This is a genomic window from Butyrivibrio sp. NATIVEDY162 (assembly GCF_045999815.1).
Lineage (GTDB): Bacteria > Bacillota > Clostridia > Lachnospirales > Lachnospiraceae > Butyrivibrio.
The window spans coordinates 2,580,326-2,602,660 of sequence record NZ_CP172573.1 but is presented as its reverse complement, the minus strand read 5'-3'; the positions used below and the strand labels follow the sequence as shown (position 1 = coordinate 2,602,660).

Here is a 22,335-nt window from a genome sequence, read left to right as displayed (position 1 = left end):
TATCCTCCTTAACCTTTTACCGCTCCTATCATGATTCCCTTTTCAAAGTATCTTTGCATGAAGGGATAAACAAGCAGGATCGGAATAATTGTTACCATAGCTATTGTGTATTTGATTACTTTTCCGTTCAGCGCCGAGTCAAGTACACTCTTACTGATTCCGGATGTGCTGCCGGCACTCATAAGTGCTGACAGATTACTTGTAGTATTAAGATAAATATAAAGTCTGTGCTGCAATGTATAGAGCTTAGGCGCTGACTGCATAAGTATCAGTGAGTCCTGGAAAGAGTTCCAGTGTCCAACCGCACCAAAGATAGCGATTGTAGCAAGTATCGGTTTTGACAAAGGAAGTATTATTGTCCAGAAAATCTTAAGGTGTGATGCTCCGTCAAGTGATGCGCTCTCCTCCAGCTCTCCGGGAATAGCCGACTCAATGTAAGTCTTAACCAGAATAATGTTGTATGGTGCCACTATTCCGGGGATTATGTAAGCCCAGAATGAATTGGTCAGTCCCAGCATTGCCATGTTCAGGTACCAGGGAATGATACCGGCATTGAAGTACATTGTGATAACAAGAAATCTATACCAGAATTTTCTTCCCCACATTTCATTTTTCGTTACCAGATATCCGACAAACGCTGATGCAAGCACCATGAAAAATGTTCCGAATATCGTCCTTGCGATTGTTATTCCAAATGATCCAAAAAGATCATTTACCTGCAGAAGTCTTATATAGTTTTCAAAATGAATTCCTCTAGGTACAAAGTTTACAAGTCCCTTTCTTACCAGTTCATTGTCACTAATTGTGTTTATGAAAAGATAGTAAAACGGGAAAATACATATTATTGTAAAAACTGCAAATACAGTATAGTTTATGATATTAAAAATGATATCCCCGGGAGTCTTGCGCATCATTTTATTGCGCTTTTTTTCATACTCTCTCTCAGCCTTGGCCTCTAACCTGGCTGCATTTGAAATGCCACTCATTTTCTTGCCCCTTCCTTATATGTATGAGACGGATTTCTTAATCGTCCCATCTTATCGGTCACTTCATCAGACAATGGTCTCTCCTCTAAGTACCTTGCTTATTGTATTTGCAACATACAAAAGAGTTACGCTGATTACTGATTTGAGCATTCCGACTACTGTTGATAGCGGAATCGCACCTTTTACAATACCCATCTTATAAACATAGAGATCAAGAACCATTATCTGTGTTGTATTTGATGAGTTTTCAAAAACCAGGTACTGATCCATTCCGTTTGAAAGAATTCCGGCCACAGCCATAAGGAGCAGAACATAGAAGGTAGGCATCAATCCGGGAACTGTTACATGCCACATCTTCTGAAAGCGCCCTGCACCGTCAACTGTTGCAGCTTCATAAAGCTGCTGGTCAATACCTGAGATGCCTGCGATATAAATGATTGCACTCCAGCCAAGTCCTTTCCAAAGGCCCCAGAGCAGCATCTTGACCCATGTGCCCTGACCGCTCATAAGGAAGTTCTTTCCTTCTGTCCAGAATCCAAGGTTTATCATGAGCGAACTGATAAATCCGTCTGTTGAAAAGATACAAAATGCTATAGCGAATACCAAAACCCAGCTTATGAAATTAGGTATGGTAGTAAAGGTCTGTACAAATCTTCTGAATCTGCTGTTTTTGATTTCAGACAGAAAGATTGCAAACGCCATGGGCAGCCAGCTTGTTGCTATTCCAAGTCCGCTCATTGCAAGGGTATTTTTCATTACGTTGACAATATCCCTTGTTGTTGACTTGTTTCTCACAAGCTGAGCAAACCACTTAAATCCTACGAAGTTTGTCATGCTAAGCGTATCTCCTGACTTATAATCGAAGAACGCATATCTCCATCCCCAAAGAGGAAGGTAGCAGAACACGAATGTCAGTATTATGAAAGGAAGGAACATCAAAAAGAGTTTAAATCTTGTTTCCATCTCAAACTTTTCACTCTTCTGTGGTCTTCCCACAAGTACAAGAACTGCAACTGAGATAATTACCATCAGAACCAGAAGTATCAGCATTACATAGAAAAAATTCTGGAACATGGGCTCTACTTTGGAGGGCTTTGATGTTGCTGCTATCTGAAAATATGCTGTCCAGATGCCTCCCATGGAACATGCTGAAACTACAGCTCCGACTGTGCTAAAGATATTACCTGCAAATTTGCATTTTCTGTTTCCTAGTGACAGACATGCACCAATTGCACAGGCAATTATTCCAATGCAGATTGCAAGACTGGATATGTTAAGTAGTCTCATAGTAGATTCCAAAACCCAACCTTTTCTGAAAGCTCTTCCAAAATTCGATATTAAATTGCCGTATGAGAAACCTGTTGTAAGAAGCGATGTGCTCCTGTTTATAAGACCGCTTACTCTGGCAACATTAAGCCCCGGAAAGAACAAAATGATGAGAAGCGCAACAGAAATAATCCGATAAGGATAGTAGGCAATTTTTGCCGCTTTTTCCTTTTTCACTTTTTTCATCCTCCCTAATACATACTGCTAAAAAAAGCACCCGTAGAGTCGTCCCTACGAGTGTCATTTTAGAAGAATATGCTTTTTTCAAGTACCCGTTTAATCTGACATAAAATACAGTAAATTTTGTACCTGATTTTTTTGCCTTTTATGAAAAGATGATGTTTCTGAATTTTCTGGTAGCTGTACCTGTGCCATAGTCCACACGCTGAGTAAGCATAAGTACTGTTGTCCTTGTCTCCGGATCATTGCAGAAGTATGGTCCGAGCCAGCCGTCCCAACCGTACTCTCCTTTTCCTGCAAGTATTCCTGACTTGTCCGGGTTTTTCATGATGCGCATGAGGTTACCGTATGAGAAGCCTCCAAGACAAACCCAGCTGTTCATGTCCTTCTGCTGTTCATCTGTAAGCTGAGGAGATGTCATAAATCTTACCGTTCTCTCTGATAGAATCTCCTTGCCTTCAAAGGTTCCGCCGTTCATGAGCATTCTTGCAAAGTTTGCATAGTCGTCAATTGTTGAAAACAGTCCTGCTCCGCCTGATTCAAACGCGTTCTTTTTACCATCATCACGTATACCTAAATTGTTGCCACTATAGGGGATGGGCTCTTCTCCATAGCAGTTATATGCCATCGCATATCTGTCCATCTTTTCCTCGGGCACATAGAATCCGGTGTCCTTCATGTTAAGTGGCTTAAAGAGTCTCTCCTGTAAAAAGTCTCCGAATTTCATCCCGGATGCCTTTTCAATTACAGCCCCCAGAATATCGGCACTTGTTCCGTATCTGAAGTGTTCTCCCGGCTGGAAAGCAAGGGGCACCTTTCCAAGACGCTCTGCGAATTCCATGGTGCTCATCATGTTATCTGTACTGAATCTGTCTATCATCTCATTGTAGAGATTGCCTGTTTCAATTTCAGCAGGTGTATCTGTAAACGGATATACAAGACCTGATGTCATATCAAGAAGGTCCTTAATAAACATGGGACGGTCCATGCGTACAGGTCTTCTCACGCCCCCCTCCACTATTTGTTGATTTTTAAAGCTTTCGATATAATTTCCCACAGGTTCATATGGCTCAATGACACCGTCCTGAATAAGAAGCATTGCTGCAGCTGCAGTAACAGGCTTACTCTGAGAATAAAGCCTTACAATCGTATCTCTCTTAAAAGGCTTTTTTTGCTCTAAATTGGCATAACCTGCCTCTGCATAAAGTTCTTCCTTTCCATCCTTAAGGACAAGAAAATTTACTCCTACAAGCTCCTTATCCTCAATCATTTTGTCCATACATTTTTGAAGTAATACATTTTTATCTCTCATTATCATTTATCCTCCCCGGCTTTTTGCCGCTTACTTATCTGGGCAATCTTAGCTCTACACTTGTGCCCTTTCCTTTATTTGATCGTATTGTCAAGCCATATTGCTCGCCATAATGAAGCTTTATTCTCTGATGAATATTGTAAAGGCCTATACTTGCAGCTCCTTTTCCGTCATGATCACTTCTCTTTTCTTCAAGTGATCTGTTTAATGAGATAACCTCTTCCTCAGACATTCCCTTTCCGTCATCGTTTATAGTGATAATAAGCTGCCTGTCATCACTGTTTTCCACCTCATTTTCCACCGCTTCAGATGCATTTTCTACTTCATTATTGCCCTTATTTTTCTTTATTTTGCTCTCGTATTCAGCCACGATACTGATGTGTCCGTTTTTGTCCATATCTTTTAGCCCGTGACTGATGGCGTTTTCCACTATTGGCTGAATGAGCAGCGGCAATATCTCATATTTATCAGGCTGTACTTCGTCTGATATATAAAAATTCCATCCAACCTTTTCACCGAAGCGAAGCCTCTGAATCTGCAGATAGCTCTCCACATGCTTTAATTCATCGGATAGCTTTGCAGTACTTGTTCCTGTGCTGTCAAGAACGTAGTGCATGATCTTTGCAAGGTATTTTACCGAAGTAGCAACATCCCTGTCCCCGCCTCTTATGGCCTGCATCCTTATTGCCTCTAAGGTGTTATATAAAAAGTGAGGGTTTATCTGTCCTGAAAGCATCTTGAATTCCATGTTCTGTTGCATGTTTATAAGCTCCTGCTCACGGATCTTCGCCTCGTAATATTTCGCCTCGTTATCTCTTATCTGCTCCGTTGTCAGTTTTAAGTCATTGAAGGTATCTGACAATTCATCGTCACCGCTGATATTCTCAATAATGTCGTAATCCCCGGTGCTTGCGCGGTGCATGGCTTCTCTAAGAGTATATACTCTTCCTGTAAAATATCTTGAATACAGAACTATGGAAATAAGAGGTCCTAGCATCGCCAGAACAAGTACAAGCAAAAAGCCAACCAATATCTCACGTACTGCTTTGTGTGCACCATAATCGCCCACCAGAACAAAGAACCTGCTGTCAGCCTTATATGGTACAAAGCTTGAAACATAGGTCAGTGCCACTTTTCCATCAAGCATCACATCACCTAAATAGTTGTAGTTTTCAGTATCTTTTGAGAACACCTCCGGCATCTCTTTTTCTCTGTCCTCATATTTGGACGAAAAGAAAGCCGGTAATCCCTCAAGGTTTGACAGCATATAATTATCCGTAGTTATCAGTCTGTTTCTGAGATAGTTGGTACTTATGGTAGCAACAGCATATGCTCTGTTACCGGATGCACCGGTATTGAAACGTCTAACAAGAGTCAGTTCGTAGGCATCCTCGTAATCGTTGAGAGGCACGTGTGTACAGGTGTATGACTCCCATGCATCAGGATCTATTCCCTTATACCACTCATATCTTGAAAAAGGATCGTCAGCATCTCCGCTCCCTGCTGCCTTTTCAGCCGCATCTCCGGATTCCTCAAATCCTGTTGTCCCCACATTTATTACGTAGCCTCCTGTGGGTATGCGGGGATTGTTGGTGTACACATTTATGGTAGATATAGATGCTGTAGATCTCCTAAGGGAGGTGATCGCACGGTTTATCTCGCCAAACTGTCTCTCTTCGTTTTCATCAAAGTTAGTTGCCGAAAACATGTCTCTATAGGCCTGAACCGACACTATAGGCTCAAGGTTTGTATATAGGCTCGAAGTCACATCAAACAGAATGGATTTAATTCTCGTATTCTCTGCCTTTACCTGCTCTTCATATCTGCCATTCATCTGTCTTACAAGTATGATGGCTGCAATGATTCCGATTATTGAAATTGGTATGATCAAAGTAAGCAGAAGTATTCTGTACATCTGCCTACCGACTCTTCCCCGGCGGTTCATGGTGCCACCTCTGCAGCTTTTTTCAGTATCTCATATCTCTGAGCGGCATTTTCCTTATTTATCTTTACTACTTCATCGAAGCCAAGTCTCACCAGGGTACTTAGCATGGTTTCCTTCAGCTTATTGAATTCTTCCTCATCTTTTGCAAATACCATTTTCCACGAGTAATCTTTAATCGTCTGCCTGCACTGCTGTTCAATTGTTTTAATATATTCAGGATAGTCCTCTGATGCCCACTCAGTTCCGGGAATTACTGTTATCAGGTCTTTTTCGTCAAAGTACTGTATCGGGGAAAGGTCGGTTTTATAGTGTTTTTGCCAGTCCTCTGTGATGCTCTGTGTTGTTTTATTTTTATAATCTTCCCAGTTCTGATAATAGAAACCGATACCATCACTGTCATAGTTCTTGAGGTCTACAGGCTTGTAATTCAGTGCAGATACACCTTCGCTCCACGTCTCTCCTCCGAATTCCTCAGGAACTTCAAGATCCTTTGCCATACTTATAAAGGCCTGCTCACCAAAGGGTGTAAGCTTAGCCCCGTCTTCGGTTTTAGTCCAGGTGAGATTCTGTGGTCCTCTGTAATCTCCTGTTGGAGAACCGCAACACTCTGTGCCTTCATCAGAGTACAACCAGTCTATGAAGTCAACCATTCTCTGTGGATCCTTGGTGTTTCCTCCAACCATGATTGACGAATTCTGTTTTCCGTCAGGATCATTTCCCCAGCATATATAACTTGCATCTTCTATCTGTACCGATGCAAAGCCTTTTTTCTCAGCAAGATGTTCATCCGAATTGTAAAGGGATTCACCCATCCATGGCCAGAAGGAATACAGAACTGCCCCATCCTTCATCTTCGAAGCAACCGTCTCATAGTTTTGTGTCTGTGATTCGGGATCCACAAGTCCCATTCGGTTTGCTTCAAATAAAAAGTGCAGCATTTTTATATATAGTGAATCCGGCTCCGCTATCGAAACCATATCACCGGTTTCAGGATTTAGCATGACAAAATCCTGAATATCATAGCCGTATAGCGATACCAGTGCTCCGGCATTCTGCATTGCGCCTCCGTCCCAGTCTCCAAAAAGACTAAAGGCATACACATCCTTATCTGAATCGCTTTTTCCGGCCATATCCTGCATGTTCTTAAGAATAGGAAGCATGTCTTCAAGTGTTGTAATTTTGGGATATCCGGCTTTTTTATACAAATCCCATCTGATGGTGGGAGCATTGGTAGGCTCATTGTTTTCTGATGGCTCAGTAGCCGGAAATTCTGATATCTCACTTGGCACAGCCCAGCTCCCCTCTGCATCCGCAAATACTGATGTCGCTGCTATCTGTTCCTTATATCTGCTAAGGTTTTCTTCCTTTTCAAGATAAGGAGACATATCCAGCACAAGGCCCTCTTTTACAAGCTCTGAGAGTCTGCCTCTGTCCACATTTGTGATTATGATGTCTCCAAGCTTACCCGATGCTCGCATGGTCTCATAAGTAGCCTCGGAGATCAGGTCGGCATTGGAAGAGATTATATTAAGCTGCATATTGAATTTATCTCTGACCTTTTTTGCAAACCATCCGCGCTGCAGCCCCTGTGTATTTGCCTGGGTATCATATACGTCTATCGTCAGAAACTCTGGATATTTGCGTTCGCCCTCCGTGAGATTATCTGTACGAAAAGGAAGTCTGCACCCTGACAGGATGCAGACCGACAATATTATTGATGTTATTTGAAGGATGTTTTTTCTCATAAACCTCATCCTCAGAGAATATCATTCCCTTTAATTTCTGTTTTCTTATAGAAAACCAAGTTTACTTACTGTCTTTTAAATACCGGAATTGACTCGATAGGAGCCTTTGCTGTTATAGTCTGGCCACCTTCATATACTTTACCGTCTCTTATGTCTTCCCATTTTCCGGCAGGGAGGTAAACCTCTCTCTCAAACTGATCAAGCTCAAGTATGGGAGCAACAAGATACTTGTCTCCAAACATATACTCATCATATACTTCCCAGCTCTTCTTGTCCTCAGGGAACTCATAGAACAGCGTTCTTATGATAGGTGATCCGTTTTTACTGGTCTCTTCAAAAAGTGATTTAATGTAGGGCTTAAGCTCATGACGGAGATTTAACTGATCCTTCATTATCTTGAAGTTGTCTTCGCCATAACTCCATAGCTCGTTGTCCTGGCCAGTGTGAAGATATCCACCTCCAAAGTTTCTGTCGTCAAGAGCCGGAATGTTGTAGGGTCCGCGGTCACCATGGATTCTCAGGATAGGTGAAAATACCGCAAACTCATACCATCTGATAAGGAGCTGTCTGAAATCGGGGTCATTTACATCGTCAGTCATGAAACCTCCGATATCCGTTGTCCACCATGAGATTCCTGCAAGTCCCATGTTAAGTCCTGCTGCCACCTGGTCTCTTAATGCCTCAAATGTGCTTGGAACATCTCCTGACCAAACCACATTTCCATACTTCTGGCTTCCTGCCCAGGCTGATCTTAGAAGGCTTACCACAGGCTTATCCTGAAGCTTTTTCATTTTATCGTAGAATACTCTGCTGTAATACTGAGGGTATATGTTGCTCACTTCAAGAGCAGGTCCCATATAGTAACGAAGTGAGTCAAAATCGTACTTTACAAGATCAGGCTCTGAGTTATCAAGCCAGAACATATCTATTCCGAGATCGTAATAATTCTTTTTGCATACTTCCCAAACATACTCTCTTGCTTCGGGATTGGTTGCATCAAATACCGTGCAGTCACCTTCAAAGTCATAGTTCTGAAGTCCGCCTCTCTCGTTTTTCACGAGGAGTCCCTTCTCCTGCATATCGTAGAAGTGTTCACTTCTCTTATCAACTGTAGGCCATACGGATACAACTACCTTAATGCCCATGCTGTGGAGCTCATCCACCATCGCTTTGGGGTCAGGCCAATAGGTCTTATCAAACTTCCAGTCACCCTGCACTGTCCAGTGGAAAAAGTCTATTACTATGCAGTCGATCGGCACACCCTTTTCCTTGCAATCGTGTGCAACCTTCAGAACCTCCTCCTGTGTGCGATAGCGAAGCTTGCACTGCCACAGTCCGAGAAGATCATCGGGCATCTCAGGTGAACGACCTGTAACTTCTGTATAATTTTCAACTATCTCCTTCGGAGTATCTGCCACTGTGATCCAATAATCAAGCTCCTTAGTGGACTCTGCTACCCACTCAGTATAGTTATTGCCAAATGTAACACGACCTACAGCCGGGTTGTTCCACAAAAAACCATATCCAAGGCTTGATACTGCAAAAGGAACAGAAACCTGAGAATTTCTCTGTTCAAGATCAAGGATACATCCTTTCAAATCTGTGTAAGCGTGCTGATACTGACCCATTCCGAAAATCTTCTCACCATCGTTACTCTCAAATTTCTGAGTGATGCGATAGTCTCCGCCCACGTGTGGTCTGTAGTCTCTGTTTATATATTTAAGGCATCTTGATTCTTTTGACTCTGTTCCACCATAGCATCTAAAATACTCTCTCAGGAACATCTTATCATCCTTATAGTAGGTGATCACACCTGCAAAGTTCACAGTTGCCTTCACTCTGCCATTTTTTATTTCTGCAAAAGGTCCGTCTTCTCTTGATGTTATTGAAATGATTGTATTTGAAGAGCAGTCCTTAGCTTCTACCGCAGCATCTGCTTTAAAGCGGTTAAGTGCGCCGGGATCATCTTCTGAGTTTGGTGTAAGTGCCCAGTTTCTTCCTGTAAATTCAGGATACATAGTTGTGCGTACTCTAAAAGCATTTTTTCCCCAGGCTTCGATTCGTAATGTCTCGCCTTGTCTTTTTGCTATAAGTGCACCATTATCATTAGAAAATTTCATACCTTAAACCTCTCTATTTTCATTGATCTATTCTATTTCAATGTTTTACCTGCATTGTATATTTTCTTTGCTATTCTTACTTTTCGTAACCGTAATTATTATACTTTTTCCCCCGTAGTTTCTATACATTTCATTTTTCCCCTTCATTAAACACCTTTATAAGGAACAGTCTTCCCTGACTAACACTTATCTGCGCTGTATTCCCTTTAGGAACCTCGTTGGAGACACCAAGAGGAAAATTGGTGATGATATCTGCGTTTTCTATGTTGTACTTGGCATTTTCTATGTTGACTCCATGAGCATCTCCGCCTGCTGCAAGCACAGAGAAAAATTTGCAGTCATCCGTTACATCCTCTTTTCCTCCTGATGACAATACGGTTATCTCTGAATAATCATCCACTATCATTCCATGCAGCCCCTTTGCTTCCAGCATCATTAGAATAGCGAGATTACCAAGGGAATGGTCGAATCTGTTTCCAAGTACACCCACCAGCATAAACTCCGTAAATCCTCGCTTTATTCCTTCCTTAACTGCATAAACCGTATCTGTATCATCCTTTTCAGTTGGAAGCACTATAGTTTCTGTGTCCATATGCGGATTCTCATGGGAGTCAAAATCTCCAACTATAAGTGATGGCAAAACCCCAAGCTTCTCCATATGAGAGAGGCCGCAATCACAGTAGATCACATAGTCTGTCTCATGAATATGTTTACGTACAAATTCATAATTTCCAATTGTGGCGCCGCCTACAACTACACATTTCTTCATACTTTTTTCATCCTTTTATAATTCAGCCTTCTACATTCCCGTCAAGCTTCAATGAGTCCGTGACATAACACTTATAGCCGTTTTGCTGACAAAATTCCTTTATCTTATCAACAAGTCTCATATCCTGAGTATACTCTATCATGAAAACAAGGAGACCATTCTTCTTTGCCCTGCCAAGGTATTCTTCATAATATGCCCTGTCCAGCGCCGGGTTTTCCCCAAATTCGCATTTCTCATAATCAAGGATACTGCTAAAAACAGACTCCTGATTGATTCCTGCAATCAGATCAGTTTTTCCTTCATCCATCAGCTTTGTCACAAAGCTGTCACCGCCGTTTATAATAATTGGCAGATTGTATTTATCCCTTAGTCTTGTGAGAATATTTACAAGCCCCTTATAGATCCAGCTGTGCTCATACAGGTAATAGACATCAGTATTATCTATAAAAAAACCATCCGCGCCCTTTAACACTATTTCTGCAGCAACATTATCCACTATAAAGTCCTGCCAGGCTTTTTCAGAAACATCCACCCAATACTCTCCTGGCCAGTTCTCATATTCCCCCAAGGTGTATTCAGAGTATTTATCATAGTAATCTCTGAAATCCTCCAGGGAACCCACATTCAGATAGCTGTAAATTCGTCTGCCATGTGCCTTTAGCATTCCCACATCTTCGGCTGATACATTTTGCACATCGATGATTGCAAGCCCTATGGTGGTATCATTATCAAGTTTTTTATGAAGCTGCTCTGCCGTAGCTCCGATGTAGACGCCATATCCCCTTGGTCCATCCGGTGATTCTATGTCGACGACATGTCCTGCTTTTGCATTGTATGCAGGATAAATCATGAAAAGAGATACAACTGCCAAAGAACACGCGGCAGCTAAAGACAACGCTTTTAAACATTTTCTTTTACAGCTTAAATTTAGAAGATTTTTAAACATGTCATTATTCCCTCATAAAATAACTCTGCACATTTTTAAAGTCTTGGAAAATTCTTCTCATAATAAAAAATATACTGCTGGATAATTCCTGCATTTTCTCCATATTGAGGAAAAGGATCAACGCCTCCGTATTCCTCATCAATGGCTCTGGAAATCCACACATCAACAGGTGCTCTGCCCATTCTGGCATATGCAAATAAGCAAACGCAATTGGACACCTTTTTCCCGACACCGTGAACATCCATAAGTGCATTAAAAAGTTCATCATCGTTAAGGCTATCCAAAGCCTCCAGGTCAAGCTCGCCGCTGTTTACCTTTTTAATTGCATCATATACATAGGGGGCTCTGTAGCCAAGTCCGCACTCCTTCAGATCTTCCATGGAAGCCTTTGCCATCTGCAGCGGAGTAGGAAATGCATATACTGCATCTACTAAAGGCTCCTCTGTTTTAATATCGCTTCCACGAAAAATTTCACTACAATCAATTTTTGTACCAAACTTCCTTGAAATAGCTTCAACAGCGCTTGATATGGCAGGTATACTCTTTCTCTGAGAGATTATAAAAGAGATAAGCATCTCCCATTTATCCTGCTTAAGTATCCGCAGTCCTCTCCCAAAATCAATCGCCTTATCCGTAAAATCATGCTTTCCGTATTCTTTTTTACAAATATCCAGATAGCTTCTTTCCATATCGAAATATGGCATCCAGACATTCTCCCACTCCTCTTTACTACAGGATACATCAAAGCTCTTTTCAGTTTCATCATTGGAAATCTCTTTTATAAAAAGCACGTGCTCAGAGGATATAAATCTAAATACCCCGGGCGCAGGCTCTTTTACTCTAAAGCATTGTCCACTGATCTGTATTTTTTTAGGATCAAAATCATCTGTAATTTGTATTCTCACGTCATAACCTCCGGCAGCTCATTTACAGTTTTGCTTACTTATGTATAAACTGTAACACATTCGCTGCATCCACCTTCTCATAGTGTGTTCTTACATATCTGCCATCCTGCAGGTCAAGGTCACTTAGAGATTCATCCTTTGCCAGCGCCATGGCAAGATCATACATCGCCCTGGCCTGTCCTTCCTTGTCATTATATATAGTTCCCATGATTGTCTTATTCACAACGGCCTCAAGTCCCACATCCGTACCGTCTATTCCGAATATAAGCGGTCTGTCATCTGCGGAAATTTTCGCACTGTTATATGCATCCACAGCTCCAAGAGCCATGTCGTCGTTGTTTGCAAGGACAAGCTCTATTCCGTTTCCGGTTCTCTCTATCAGCTGTGCCATCTTGGTCTGAGCCTGAGCTCTGTTCCAATTGGCGATGGCATATCCAACCTTATCAACATCCACGCCCTCTGAGATCAAAGTATTCACAGAATATTCCGTTCGCATAATGGCATCCTGATGTCCGGCCTCGCCCTCAAGTACCACGTATTGAATACGTCCGTCACCGTTCTTGTCAGCATTGGATGATTCTCTTTTTGTCATGTTTGAGGCAAGCTCTCCCTGAAGCCTTCCTGCTTCGAAAGCATCCGCTCCGACATAGTACAGCTTGGGCCATCTGGTTATGTCTTCCTCCACAAGCTCTCTGTTAAAAAAGATTATTGGCACATCATTTTTCTTTGCAAGATCTATTATCGTATTGGGTGCTGTTCTGTCCACCAGATTTACGCACAGGACTTTTGCGCCCTTTGCTATCAGCTTTTCCACCTGTTCGTTCTGAGTGATCTGACTCTGGGAAGCATAGACATACTCTACACTTACACCCTCTTCCACGCAGTTATCAAAGCATTGTATGAGCTGAGATAAAAAGGTATCATACTGGTCATATCCGCAGACTCCAATAAGTATTTCCTTAGATTCACTCTGCTTCTTCCCGCACCCTGACACCAGCAGTGATAAGACTGCCAGCTGCAAAAAAATAATTGCAACTATTTTTTTATTGCATTGTTGTAAATAGGTATTTCTGGTTATCATCCTTAAACATATTCTCCTGATTTATCACGCGATATTCCACAGTGTCATCCGTCATAGGAGAAAGCTTGTGATCAAGCTTTGATACTGCTTTTTCGACTGCCCTGTAGCCCATACTGAACTCATTTGGAACTATCATACTGACAATCCTTCCACTGTCCAGATAAGATATATTTCTAACGGATATTCCCTCTCCGTACAATTCGTATGAAGGGAGGAGCTTTCCATTTTCATCAAGCTTATACTTATACGCCAGAGAATTTGCCTCATAGGCATCCTCTATCTCTCCAAAAAGCTCAGCCGCTACCTGAAGGCTTTCATCATCAAGAGCTATGATCACATCCACCGGATTATCTCTGTAAACCATCTTAAGAAGATAAGAATATTTTTCATTCAGATCATTTTTAAACATCTGAATATTGGGAGAGCGCTTCTTCAAAAGCTCATCCGGTTCCTCGTCGTCAAGTACCACACACCAGGAAGCTGCTGTTTTTTTCACATCCAGAATATCATAAAGCCCGTTTATCTTATCCCTGGTGCTATAGATTGTAGTTCTCTTGCATATAATGCCAATCCTGATATCCGACAGTCCATTCTGATGGCGAAGCAGTACCTCATTTCCAAGAGCTCTTCCTATCTGATAATTATCAGGGGTTATTGTGGCAAACTTGCCCTCGATATCTATATCTGTTTCAGCTGCAGTTCCCGTAAGTGCAAGAACAACATTTCCGCTTATGTCCTTTATGCTTTCCGCTGTGCTTTTGCTTCTGACAAGTTCTGTCACAACAGCATCCGCTCCGGATTGAACCTGTTTATCCACAACCTTAAGCTCGTCTTCCAAATTACCGAAGCCGGAGGTATTAACAAAATCAACCATGACACCCCTGTCCATGGCAGCACTCTCAGCCCCCATTCTAAAGGAGTTCCATCTCTCATTCTGGCTGTCCTCAACCACCACTGCTATTGTATAGCCCTCTTCTTCGACAGAACTCTTTACAAGTGCATAGGTTGAGACAATTATTGCCAGAACCAGTGCCAATGTAACAGCAATAAAAACCTTATTTCTATGTTCAGCCATTTGCACCTCCCTTTTCAAGCTTAATCCTGTTTTCCTCAGTAGCCGGAACAGCCGGAAGATGTATTGTGACCTTCGTGCCCTCATCGGGCTCACTCTCTATTTTAAGACCGTATTTTTCCCCAAATCTAAGCTGGATTCTCTTGTGTACATTTATTAACCCGACACCTGATCCATTTTTACTTGCCCGTTTATCCTCAGTAAGAATAAATGGCAGCTTTTCGGCAGGAATTCCGTAGCCGTTGTCAATTACTTCTATGAAAATGTCGCCATCTTTCATATATCCACGGACCTTGATCTCACCGTCCTCATCCATGTTTTTTACGCCGTAATATATGGCATTTTCCAATAGAGGCTGCACTATCAGCTTAACAGTCAGACATTCCTTAATTTCCTGAGCTATATCATATTCCACTGTAAATGCATTTTTGAATCTGACCTTCTGGATATTCATGTAGTTTTCCGCATGCCGCAGCTCATCCTCGATAGGAATTATCGTGCGTCCTTTACTAAGGGAAACTCTGAACAGGCTCGCCAGCTGGGTTATCATGAAAACTGCATCCTCATAGTGTTCTCCCTCTATCATCCATACGATGGAATCCAGTGTGTTATACAAAAAGTGAGGATTTATCTGAGACTGAAGGGCATCAAGCTCGCTTTTTCTTTTTTCCTCCTGCTCAATAACGATGTCCTTCATAAGTCTGTTTATCTCATCGAGTGAACGCTGCAGGGTTTTTCCAAGATGCTCAACCTCAGAGGTTCCGCCTATATAAATAGTTGCATCCTTTCCTCCCTCTATGCTTTTAATGGACTCGTTAAGCCTTCTTAGAGGCTGCGTCACCTTCCATGTCACCATCTGGTTCATGAATATCATTGCAAGTGCGGTTAAAGCAGCGACCAATATTACAAAGTACCTTGTGCTCTGCATTCCAAGATAAAAATTCTTTACAGGTGTTACACTGACGAGCTTCCAACCGGTGTAACTGACCGTATCCACTACAACTATTCGTTTTTCTCCCTCAAAGCTCTCTTCATATACGCCGTCATCATAACCTGCTGCCTTTGCAAAATTCTCATTATGCATCCCTAGAGAAATCTGCTCTGCCTTCGGGTGATAAATGAGCTGGCCATTGCCATTTATGAGGTAGACATACTGATCTGAATTTGCTTTATTTACGCTCTCCAGCATCTGCTGTATTGTCTGATAATTCATATCCACAAGAAGCACACCCATTCTGGGTTTTCCTCCGTAGTTAAGCTCTACCGCGCGGCTAAGTGAAATCACCCAGTGATAGCGGTAATCTGTCTCATCAGTAAACAGATTTTGAACATGGGGAACTGAAAAATGAAGGTTTTCAAGGCTCTCAAAGGCTGTGGAAAACCAGGTTTGTTCCGGTACCTGAGCATTATCCTTCTTAAGCGCTATGGGAGCGGCACTAATTAGATCGCCGTTACTTGAAAATAATGCAAAGCTCACAAGGTTATCCTTATTAGCTTCATACAAAAGGCTCATTTCCGAGGAGAGGTCCTCTTCTTCAAAATCCATGTCTTTTATAACATCATAATACATGGCATCCGAGATTCTCCTCATCCTCCTTAAATAATCCTCAATACTGTCTGTTGTTCTTGACAGCATAAGAAGGGAGCTATCGGTAAGCATCTGGCGGGATCGTCCTTCGAATCTCTGGTACATGGACATGCCTAAAAAGAGCATACAAACCGATGATACCAGTGTGAAGGATATCAGTATGATGCTCTGAATAGTGCGGGGATACAGCTTTAAGAGATAATTTTTAAGATAATCCCTGCTTGTATTTAGATGGTGATGTTCCGAATTGTTTTTTGAAAACATAGCTGAAATAGTTAGGGTCTCCGTAACCGACCTGCTGCGCAATTACGTAGGTCTTTTCATCTTTTTCTATAAGGAGATTAAGCGCCTTCTCCATGCGGTAGTCCGTAAGATAGGTCACAAATGTTTTTCCTGTCTCCTTCTTAAAAACAGTTGAAAAATAAGCACTGCTCACAGATAGCTCTGAGCATATTCGATCCACTGACAGATCCTGATCAGCATAGTGATCACTCACATAATCAATAGCTTTTTTAACAAAGGATTTGGTGTTATCCGTTCTTTTTTCCCGTAGCAGGCTCTGAAGTTTTGTACAGGTCTCCTTGAGCCAGGTCATAAGCTCTGTCTTATCAAACTGAGACAACTGCTCATAGGCATCATTTTCAGCTCCGAATATATCCTCAGTATTTAGCTGATTTCCGCGCATGAATCTGTAAATTTCACTGATCATCTCAAGCACAAAAAACTTGTACTCAGTAACAGACATGCCTTCATAAGTTCCTTTATTTATGTAGCTCTCAACTGTCCTACAGAGAATATCTTCATCCTCCATTTTTATCTTCTTGAATATCTCATGAAGATCTGCCTCTGTATCATAGTCCTCTTTTTGCGTTGCCGGCGCTATCTCCGAGATGTTAATCGCTTTTGTTGTCCCATAAAGTACCCTGTAAGATACCGCATCCTTAGCTCCGCTATATGATTCCTTAATATCATCTATCTGGCCGACAACTTCTCCGATTCCTATGGTAACATTTGCTTTACATACCGTTTTGGCAAGTCTGCAAAATCTGTCGCAGTCATCAGTAAATTTTGTCTTTTCATCTGTGGCATGCATCTGCGCTATCATGACTGTACTTCCATGATAAGAGAAAAATCTGGCATTATAGCTGCCATCTATACGCTCCTGGACAAGTCTTCGTACAGAAACTGATAAGAGCACATGGCTCACTCCTTCAGGAAGGTCACTTGTGCTTATATGTAATATTGCCACGCAAAAAAAAGGTCCGCTTAAGTCTATGCTGTATTCCTCAAGATATTTGGGAATCTGCTTTTCTTCCATGTTACCATCAAGCAGTGCTGCAAAAAAGTCCTCCTGAAGAAGGGGAAGCGACTCCATGTAATAGCTCTTTAGCTTCTCAAGGTTTTGTCTCTCATCGCGCTCTTTATCCAAGGATTCATGTATTCTTTGAAATACGCTTTTGAGCTCACATGAATCTATAGGCTTTAAAATATATTCTTCTGCCTCAAGTCGAATAGCCTCTTTTGCATATTCAAACTCATCATAGCCCGAAAAGATGATTATCCTGATTCCGGGATACAGCTCCTTTAGCCGTTTTGAAAGCTCAAGACCTGTCATATATGGCATCTGTATGTCCGTCATAACCACATCAGGGACATGATTCTCCGCTACTTCCAGGGCTTCAAGGCCATTTTTTGCATAGCTTGGTTCCTCAAACCCCATCTCTTCCCAATTAAGTTTTCTCTTTATTGCCTGTGTGACTTCTTCTTCGTCGTCCACAAGAAGTACTGAATATTTAAGCATACTTATCCGTTACTTTCTTCCACATAATTACCATGGCAGCCGTACATGCCACTATCTGTATAAGCCCCGCTGTCGGGCTCACCAGTACCAGCCCCGCCATCACCAGAGTGGAGATTGCGAAAAATACAATGACCAGTCCTGCTGCCCTGCAATATCCCTCAATATCCTTCGGGGGTTTTTCCTCTCTCCCACGAACGGCTTTGTAGTCCTTTAGTACAAGGAGCCTGAAAGCATAATAAGCGCATATAACAAACAATAAAATTGATATTCCCGAGTTTTGTAAAATTGTATTAAAATCCATGTTCTCTCTCTATTCCAAATTCTTAAATTAAGCTTTTTATTACTGAATTATACCACAATAGAACCCTTTACTTATGTAATTTCCTCTATTATAAAAACATCGGGATGAACTTCCTCTTTTTTAAGAAGACCTCACCCCGATGTCTGTATTATCATTTTATTATGTTCTGATTACTTCTTAGCAACATACTTTCTGATATCAAGTGAAATAGCTACGAAGATAACGATACCGATTGCAATGTACTGAGCGTTTGCATTTACTCCGAGGTACTGGAGAGCTGCCTTCAAGAGCTCGAATACTGCTACACCGATGATAGCACTCGAAACCTTACCACGTCCACCTGTAACTGATACACCACCGATTGTACATGCTGCAATAGCTTCCATCTCATAACCATAACCAAGGTTAACTGATGCACCACCTGCCTTAGCACCAAGCATGAAGCCTGCAAGACCATACATCATAGCTGCCTTCATGTAGATAAGTACCATTGTAAGCTTTACAGGAACACCTGCAACCTCAGCAGCCTGCGGATTTCCACCGATTGCATACATGTATTTACCATGACGTGTCATGTTGAAGATGAACCATGTAATAATCGCTACACCTATAGCTATAAGTACCAGGAAGCTGATTCCAAGGACGTTACCTGTTGCAATGTCTGTGTACTGCTTAACATATCCGCCAAGAGGTGTTGCATTTGTGTAAATAAGCGCAAGACCATATACGATTTCCATCATAGCAAGTGTTGCGATGAACGGAGGAACATGAAGGAATGCAATAAAGAATCCAGTGATAGCTCCGAAAAATCCTGTAATTGCAAGCACTATAAGAAGTACTACAAAAACGTTTAAAGGCTGCATGTCAGGGAAGAATTTGCCTGAATAGTCAATCTTCTGAAGAAGTGTACCTGCTATACATGCTGCAAAACCGATCATACGACCTGCTGAAAGGTCACATCCGGCAGTGATAACACAACCTGCAATACCAAGAGCTATAACAAGTCTTGGTGCCATATTTGTAAGAATATTAAGGAAGTTACCAACAGTAATAAAGTTCTTGTTTGTAAGTCCTGTATAGAAAACCAGGATAAACATAACTATGATAACTCCGTTATTGATCAGAAAATCTTTCATTTTCTGCTGCTTTGTCTTTTCCATTTTATTATCCTTTCTATTATTAAACAAGGAAGTTCTGCTCTCACTACGTTCGCCAGAACGAAGACATCTACTAAATTCGACAGAACCTCATTAAGTAGCTGTCTTCAAAACATTGTCGCGTAGCTCATTACTTTTTCCTGAGTCATTTCTGCTTCATTTTCAATCTCACCGGTCTTCTTACCGTTACACATTACTACCACACGGTCGCTCATTCCAAGAAGCTCAGGCATTTCTGAAGAAATCATTATGATTGCCTTGCCCTGTTTTGCAAGATCAGTCATGATTTCGTAAATCTCATGCTTTGCACCGATATCAATACCTCTTGTAGGTTCATCCATGATGAGGATGTCGGGGTCATTTGCAAGCCATCTTGATATGATTACTTTCTGCTGATTACCACCTGAGAGGTTTGCAATGTGCTCCTGCTTACTGGGGGTCTTGATCCTCAGTTTGTTAATACTGTCATCAACTACCTTATTTATACTTGCATGATCAAGTACAAATCCTGCCTTAAGGAACTTGTTGTAAACTGATACGCCAACATTGTCCTTGATAGAAAGGCATCCGAAAATTCCTCTAGCTCTTCGGTCCTCTGTGATCATTCCTATTCCGGCTTTCATGGCATCTCTTGAGGATTTGATCTCAACCTTTTTACCATGAATCTTAATTTCACCCTTTGAAAGATTTCTTATTCCGAAGATACCTTCCATAAGCTCTGTTCTCTGAGCTCCTACAAGTCCTCCGAATCCAAGGATTTCTCCCTTTCTGAGCTTGAATGAAACATCCTGGAAGGATCTTGAATGAATTGATGATAATCCATCAACCTCCATTATCACATCACCAAACTCTCTGTCCTTGGGAGGATAAATATTTGTGAGCTCACGTCCTACCATCTTTGCTATAATGTCGTCCATTGACATCTCAGCTGCAGGCCAGGTTCCGATATATGTTCCGTCTCGCATGATTGTAATATCATCTGCGATACGCTTAATCTCATCCATCTTGTGTGAGATATAGATCATGGCAACTCCTCTGCTTCTGAGTTTTTCCATAATCTTGAAAAGTGTTTCTACTTCATTATCTGAAAGAGAAGATGTAGGCTCGTCGAAGATGATTACCTTGGCGTCGTGTGAAACAGCCTTTGCAATCTCTACTGACTGCATCTGTCCGATTGACAGCGAAGAAAGCAGAGCCTTTGGATCAAAGTGCATATCTACTTCGTTCAGCCACTTCTCTGTTTGTTCGTACATTGTTTTATGATCAATTAACTGTATCGGTCCGATTTTCTTAACCGGAAATCTTCCCAGATACATATTTTCGCCAACACTTCTTGCAAGTACCGGCTGTAATTCCTGATGTACCATTGCGATACCCATTTTCATGGCTTCATCAGGGTTATTTATAACTACTTTCTGTCCATCTATAAGAACTTCTCCGGCGTCCATCTTGTAGATTCCAAACAGACACTTCATAAGTGTGGATTTTCCGGCACCGTTCTCTCCCATCAGTGCATGCACTGTTCCTGGGCGAACTGCTAACTGAACGTTATCTAGTGCCTTAACGCCGGGAAATGACTTGGATACGCCCCTCAGTTCCAATTTATATTCTGATGCCATAATCCCTCCTAATTACCAAATATTGTCTCTTTTTCAAAAATTGTGCGGATGCATTTGCGCATCCGCACGGTTTTTATATTTTGTAAGGTTCAAAAAACCTCGTCAGGTGCTCTGCTCAAAGTGATTACTTAACTGAGTCAAGAATCTCCTGTGCGTTATCAGCTGTTACCTTTACATAGTCACATCCGATGTAACGATCGTTTGTCTGGCCGTTAAGGAAGTTGATAGCTGCGTCAGCTGCGCTGTGTGACTGTGAGAAGTGATCGTTGAATACTGTACCTGTCATTGTTCCTGCGATTACATCCTCAAGTGCCTCTGAAAGAGCATCAACACCTACAAGATAAATGTCTGTGCCAACTGTTCTGTTAGCTGCCTGGATTGACTGAAGAGCACCAAGTGCCATTGCATCGTTGTTACAGAATACTACTTCTGTTTCAGGATGAGCTGAAAGTGCGTTAGCAACGAGCTGCTGAGCTGTAGCCTGATCCCAGTTACCAACCTCGTCATCAAGGCACTCAACCTCAAGACCTGCATCCTCAAGAGCCTTGATTGAGAACTCTGTTCTGTACTGAGCATCAACGTTCTCCGGGTCACCTTCGATCATGATGTACTGGATCTTGCCATCTTTGTTAAGGTCAACTGTGTCAAGGCCAAGGTCAGAAATGATCTCGCCCTGGTATGTACCGGACTGACGAGCATCACAACCTACGTAGCATACGTTCCAGTTGTTGTCTTCCCATCTCTGCTCCTCGTCTGCATCGGGCTCACGGTTGATATATACAAGCGGGATGTTAGCGCCAACTACAAGGTCTGTAATTGTTGCTGCTGATGAAGAGTTAACAGGGTTGATAATAAGTACATCAACACCGCTTGTGATGAAGTTCTGAATCTGGTTTGTCTGTGTAGCCTGGTCATTAGCACCATCAACGATTGTGATGTTATCAGCGTTAAAGCCCTGAGCTACAAGGTAATTCTGAAGTTCGTTTCTGAAAAGTGTCATGAAGTTATCAGAGAACTGATAAATGCAAACACCAACCTTCTTGTCAGCAAGATCTCCGCTTACTGCACTTGCAACCTGCTCTCCTGTTTCCTCAGCTGCATCTGCTACTGCCTCAGCGCCTTCCTCTGCTGCTGACTCTGCTGTCTGAGCAGCATCATTAGCTGTGTCAGCTGCCTTGTTACCGCAGCCTGCAAGCATTGACATTGAAAGAGCTGCTACTGTCAAAAGACTTACTACTTTCTTTTTCATAATTTAATTTTCCTCCTATACATTTGTGCATCCATTAGTGCAAAATGCACACGTTTTTCATTACAATGCATATTCTATCAATACCCCTTTCGTAAAAACATAGAGAATTCTTCTTTCGTTCTTGAAAATTCTATGCAGTTTTTTCGAATTCTAAAAAATTCTATGCTTTTTCCAAAGCCATATAAATTCCGTTATGCTCTCCAGTGCATAAAAATGGAAGCTGTCACTCTAGT

At 41.8% G+C, this 22,335-nt stretch carries 17 protein-coding genes; all 17 read right to left on the bottom strand.

What is annotated here, in order from left to right; translation table 11 throughout:
- Positions 1-8: 8 nt before the first annotated feature.
- A complete protein-coding gene (locus tag ACHCNF_RS11250; RefSeq protein ID WP_408069882.1) occupies positions 9-986 on the bottom strand; it encodes a carbohydrate ABC transporter permease in 978 nt (325 codons plus the stop codon).
- 66 nt (positions 987-1,052) lie between these two features.
- On the bottom strand, positions 1,053-2,498 hold the full coding sequence (locus ACHCNF_RS11245) for an ABC transporter permease subunit (RefSeq protein ID WP_408069881.1): 1,446 nt from the start codon (positions 2,496-2,498) through the stop codon (positions 1,053-1,055).
- Between the two features lie 139 nt (positions 2,499-2,637).
- Positions 2,638-3,804 (bottom strand): serine hydrolase domain-containing protein, encoded by a 1,167-nt coding sequence (locus ACHCNF_RS11240; RefSeq protein ID WP_408069880.1) that lies wholly within the window; start codon positions 3,802-3,804, stop codon positions 2,638-2,640.
- 34 nt (positions 3,805-3,838) lie between these two features.
- Positions 3,839-5,719, bottom strand: a complete 1,881-nt coding sequence (locus tag ACHCNF_RS11235; RefSeq protein ID WP_408069879.1) for a sensor histidine kinase — start codon at positions 5,717-5,719, stop codon at positions 3,839-3,841.
- A 26-nt stretch (positions 5,720-5,745) separates the two neighbouring features.
- Complete coding sequence (locus tag ACHCNF_RS11230) at positions 5,746-7,494, bottom strand: extracellular solute-binding protein (protein WP_408069878.1); 1,749 nt, start codon at positions 7,492-7,494, stop codon at positions 5,746-5,748.
- 65 nt (positions 7,495-7,559) lie between these two features.
- A complete protein-coding gene (locus ACHCNF_RS11225) occupies positions 7,560-9,614 on the bottom strand; it encodes a glycoside hydrolase family 31 protein (protein ID WP_408069877.1) in 2,055 nt (684 codons plus the stop codon).
- Between the two features lie 130 nt (positions 9,615-9,744).
- Positions 9,745-10,383, bottom strand: a complete 639-nt coding sequence (locus ACHCNF_RS11220) for a thiamine diphosphokinase (RefSeq protein WP_408069876.1) — start codon at positions 10,381-10,383, stop codon at positions 9,745-9,747.
- Between the two features lie 22 nt (positions 10,384-10,405).
- Positions 10,406-11,329: a glycoside hydrolase family 191 protein gene (locus tag ACHCNF_RS11215; RefSeq protein WP_408069875.1), complete on the bottom strand. Its 924-nt coding sequence runs from the start codon at positions 11,327-11,329 to the stop codon at positions 10,406-10,408.
- A gap of 35 nt (positions 11,330-11,364) precedes the next feature.
- Positions 11,365-12,234, bottom strand: a complete 870-nt coding sequence (locus tag ACHCNF_RS11210; RefSeq protein ID WP_408069874.1) for a DNA-3-methyladenine glycosylase family protein — start codon at positions 12,232-12,234, stop codon at positions 11,365-11,367.
- Positions 12,235-12,268: 34 nt separating this feature from the next.
- A complete protein-coding gene (locus ACHCNF_RS11205) occupies positions 12,269-13,315 on the bottom strand; it encodes a galactose ABC transporter substrate-binding protein (protein ID WP_408069873.1) in 1,047 nt (348 codons plus the stop codon).
- A complete protein-coding gene (locus tag ACHCNF_RS11200) occupies positions 13,278-14,390 on the bottom strand; it encodes a sugar ABC transporter substrate-binding protein (protein ID WP_408069872.1) in 1,113 nt (370 codons plus the stop codon). Before ACHCNF_RS11200 ends, ACHCNF_RS11205 begins: the two co-directional genes overlap by 38 nt.
- Positions 14,383-16,047, bottom strand: a complete 1,665-nt coding sequence (locus tag ACHCNF_RS11195) for a sensor histidine kinase (RefSeq protein ID WP_408069871.1) — start codon at positions 16,045-16,047, stop codon at positions 14,383-14,385. The genes ACHCNF_RS11200 and ACHCNF_RS11195 overlap by 8 nt, the downstream gene beginning before the upstream one ends.
- Before the next feature lie 133 nt (positions 16,048-16,180).
- Positions 16,181-17,776 carry a response regulator gene (locus ACHCNF_RS11190; protein ID WP_408069870.1) on the bottom strand — a complete coding sequence of 532 codons (1,596 nt, stop codon included), beginning with the start codon at positions 17,774-17,776 and terminating at the stop codon, positions 16,181-16,183.
- Positions 17,769-18,077: a hypothetical protein gene (locus tag ACHCNF_RS11185; protein ID WP_408069869.1), complete on the bottom strand. Its 309-nt coding sequence runs from the start codon at positions 18,075-18,077 to the stop codon at positions 17,769-17,771. The genes ACHCNF_RS11190 and ACHCNF_RS11185 overlap by 8 nt, the downstream gene beginning before the upstream one ends.
- Before the next feature lie 170 nt (positions 18,078-18,247).
- Entirely contained in the window at positions 18,248-19,237 is a 990-nt protein-coding gene (locus ACHCNF_RS11180; RefSeq protein WP_408069868.1) for a galactose/methyl galactoside ABC transporter permease MglC, read from the bottom strand.
- Positions 19,238-19,341: 104 nt separating this feature from the next.
- Positions 19,342-20,853 (bottom strand): sugar ABC transporter ATP-binding protein, encoded by a 1,512-nt coding sequence (locus ACHCNF_RS11175; protein WP_408069867.1) that lies wholly within the window; start codon positions 20,851-20,853, stop codon positions 19,342-19,344.
- Between the two features lie 124 nt (positions 20,854-20,977).
- A complete protein-coding gene (locus ACHCNF_RS11170) occupies positions 20,978-22,102 on the bottom strand; it encodes a galactose ABC transporter substrate-binding protein (protein ID WP_408069866.1) in 1,125 nt (374 codons plus the stop codon).
- Positions 22,103-22,335: the final 233 nt, after the last annotated feature.

What these genes read in the sequence shown, in the direction of transcription:
- ACHCNF_RS11240 (WP_408069880.1), bottom strand. Translation starts at nt 3,804, where the DNA reads ATGAGAGATAAAAATGTATTACTTCAAAAATGTATGGACAAAATGATT.
- ACHCNF_RS11245 (WP_408069881.1), bottom strand. Translation starts at nt 2,498, where the DNA reads ATGAAAAAAGTGAAAAAGGAAAAAGCGGCAAAAATTGCCTACTATCCT.
- ACHCNF_RS11215 (WP_408069875.1), bottom strand. Translation starts at nt 11,329, where the DNA reads ATGTTTAAAAATCTTCTAAATTTAAGCTGTAAAAGAAAATGTTTAAAA.
- ACHCNF_RS11185 (WP_408069869.1), bottom strand. Translation starts at nt 18,077, where the DNA reads ATGGATTTTAATACAATTTTACAAAACTCGGGAATATCAATTTTATTG.
- ACHCNF_RS11170 (WP_408069866.1), bottom strand. Translation starts at nt 22,102, where the DNA reads ATGAAAAAGAAAGTAGTAAGTCTTTTGACAGTAGCAGCTCTTTCAATG.
- ACHCNF_RS11175 (WP_408069867.1), bottom strand. Translation starts at nt 20,853, where the DNA reads ATGGCATCAGAATATAAATTGGAACTGAGGGGCGTATCCAAGTCATTT.
- ACHCNF_RS11195 (WP_408069871.1), bottom strand. Translation starts at nt 16,047, where the DNA reads ATGCTTACCGATAGCTCCCTTCTTATGCTGTCAAGAACAACAGACAGT.
- ACHCNF_RS11235 (WP_408069879.1), bottom strand. Translation starts at nt 5,719, where the DNA reads ATGTACAGAATACTTCTGCTTACTTTGATCATACCAATTTCAATAATC.
- ACHCNF_RS11180 (WP_408069868.1), bottom strand. Translation starts at nt 19,237, where the DNA reads ATGGAAAAGACAAAGCAGCAGAAAATGAAAGATTTTCTGATCAATAAC.
- ACHCNF_RS11230 (WP_408069878.1), bottom strand. Translation starts at nt 7,494, where the DNA reads ATGAGAAAAAACATCCTTCAAATAACATCAATAATATTGTCGGTCTGC.
- ACHCNF_RS11190 (WP_408069870.1), bottom strand. Translation starts at nt 17,776, where the DNA reads ATGCTTAAATATTCAGTACTTCTTGTGGACGACGAAGAAGAAGTCACA.
- ACHCNF_RS11200 (WP_408069872.1), bottom strand. Translation starts at nt 14,390, where the DNA reads ATGGCTGAACATAGAAATAAGGTTTTTATTGCTGTTACATTGGCACTG.
- ACHCNF_RS11225 (WP_408069877.1), bottom strand. Translation starts at nt 9,614, where the DNA reads ATGAAATTTTCTAATGATAATGGTGCACTTATAGCAAAAAGACAAGGC.
- ACHCNF_RS11205 (WP_408069873.1), bottom strand. Translation starts at nt 13,315, where the DNA reads ATGATAACCAGAAATACCTATTTACAACAATGCAATAAAAAAATAGTT.
- ACHCNF_RS11250 (WP_408069882.1), bottom strand. Translation starts at nt 986, where the DNA reads ATGAGTGGCATTTCAAATGCAGCCAGGTTAGAGGCCAAGGCTGAGAGA.
- ACHCNF_RS11220 (WP_408069876.1), bottom strand. Translation starts at nt 10,383, where the DNA reads ATGAAGAAATGTGTAGTTGTAGGCGGCGCCACAATTGGAAATTATGAA.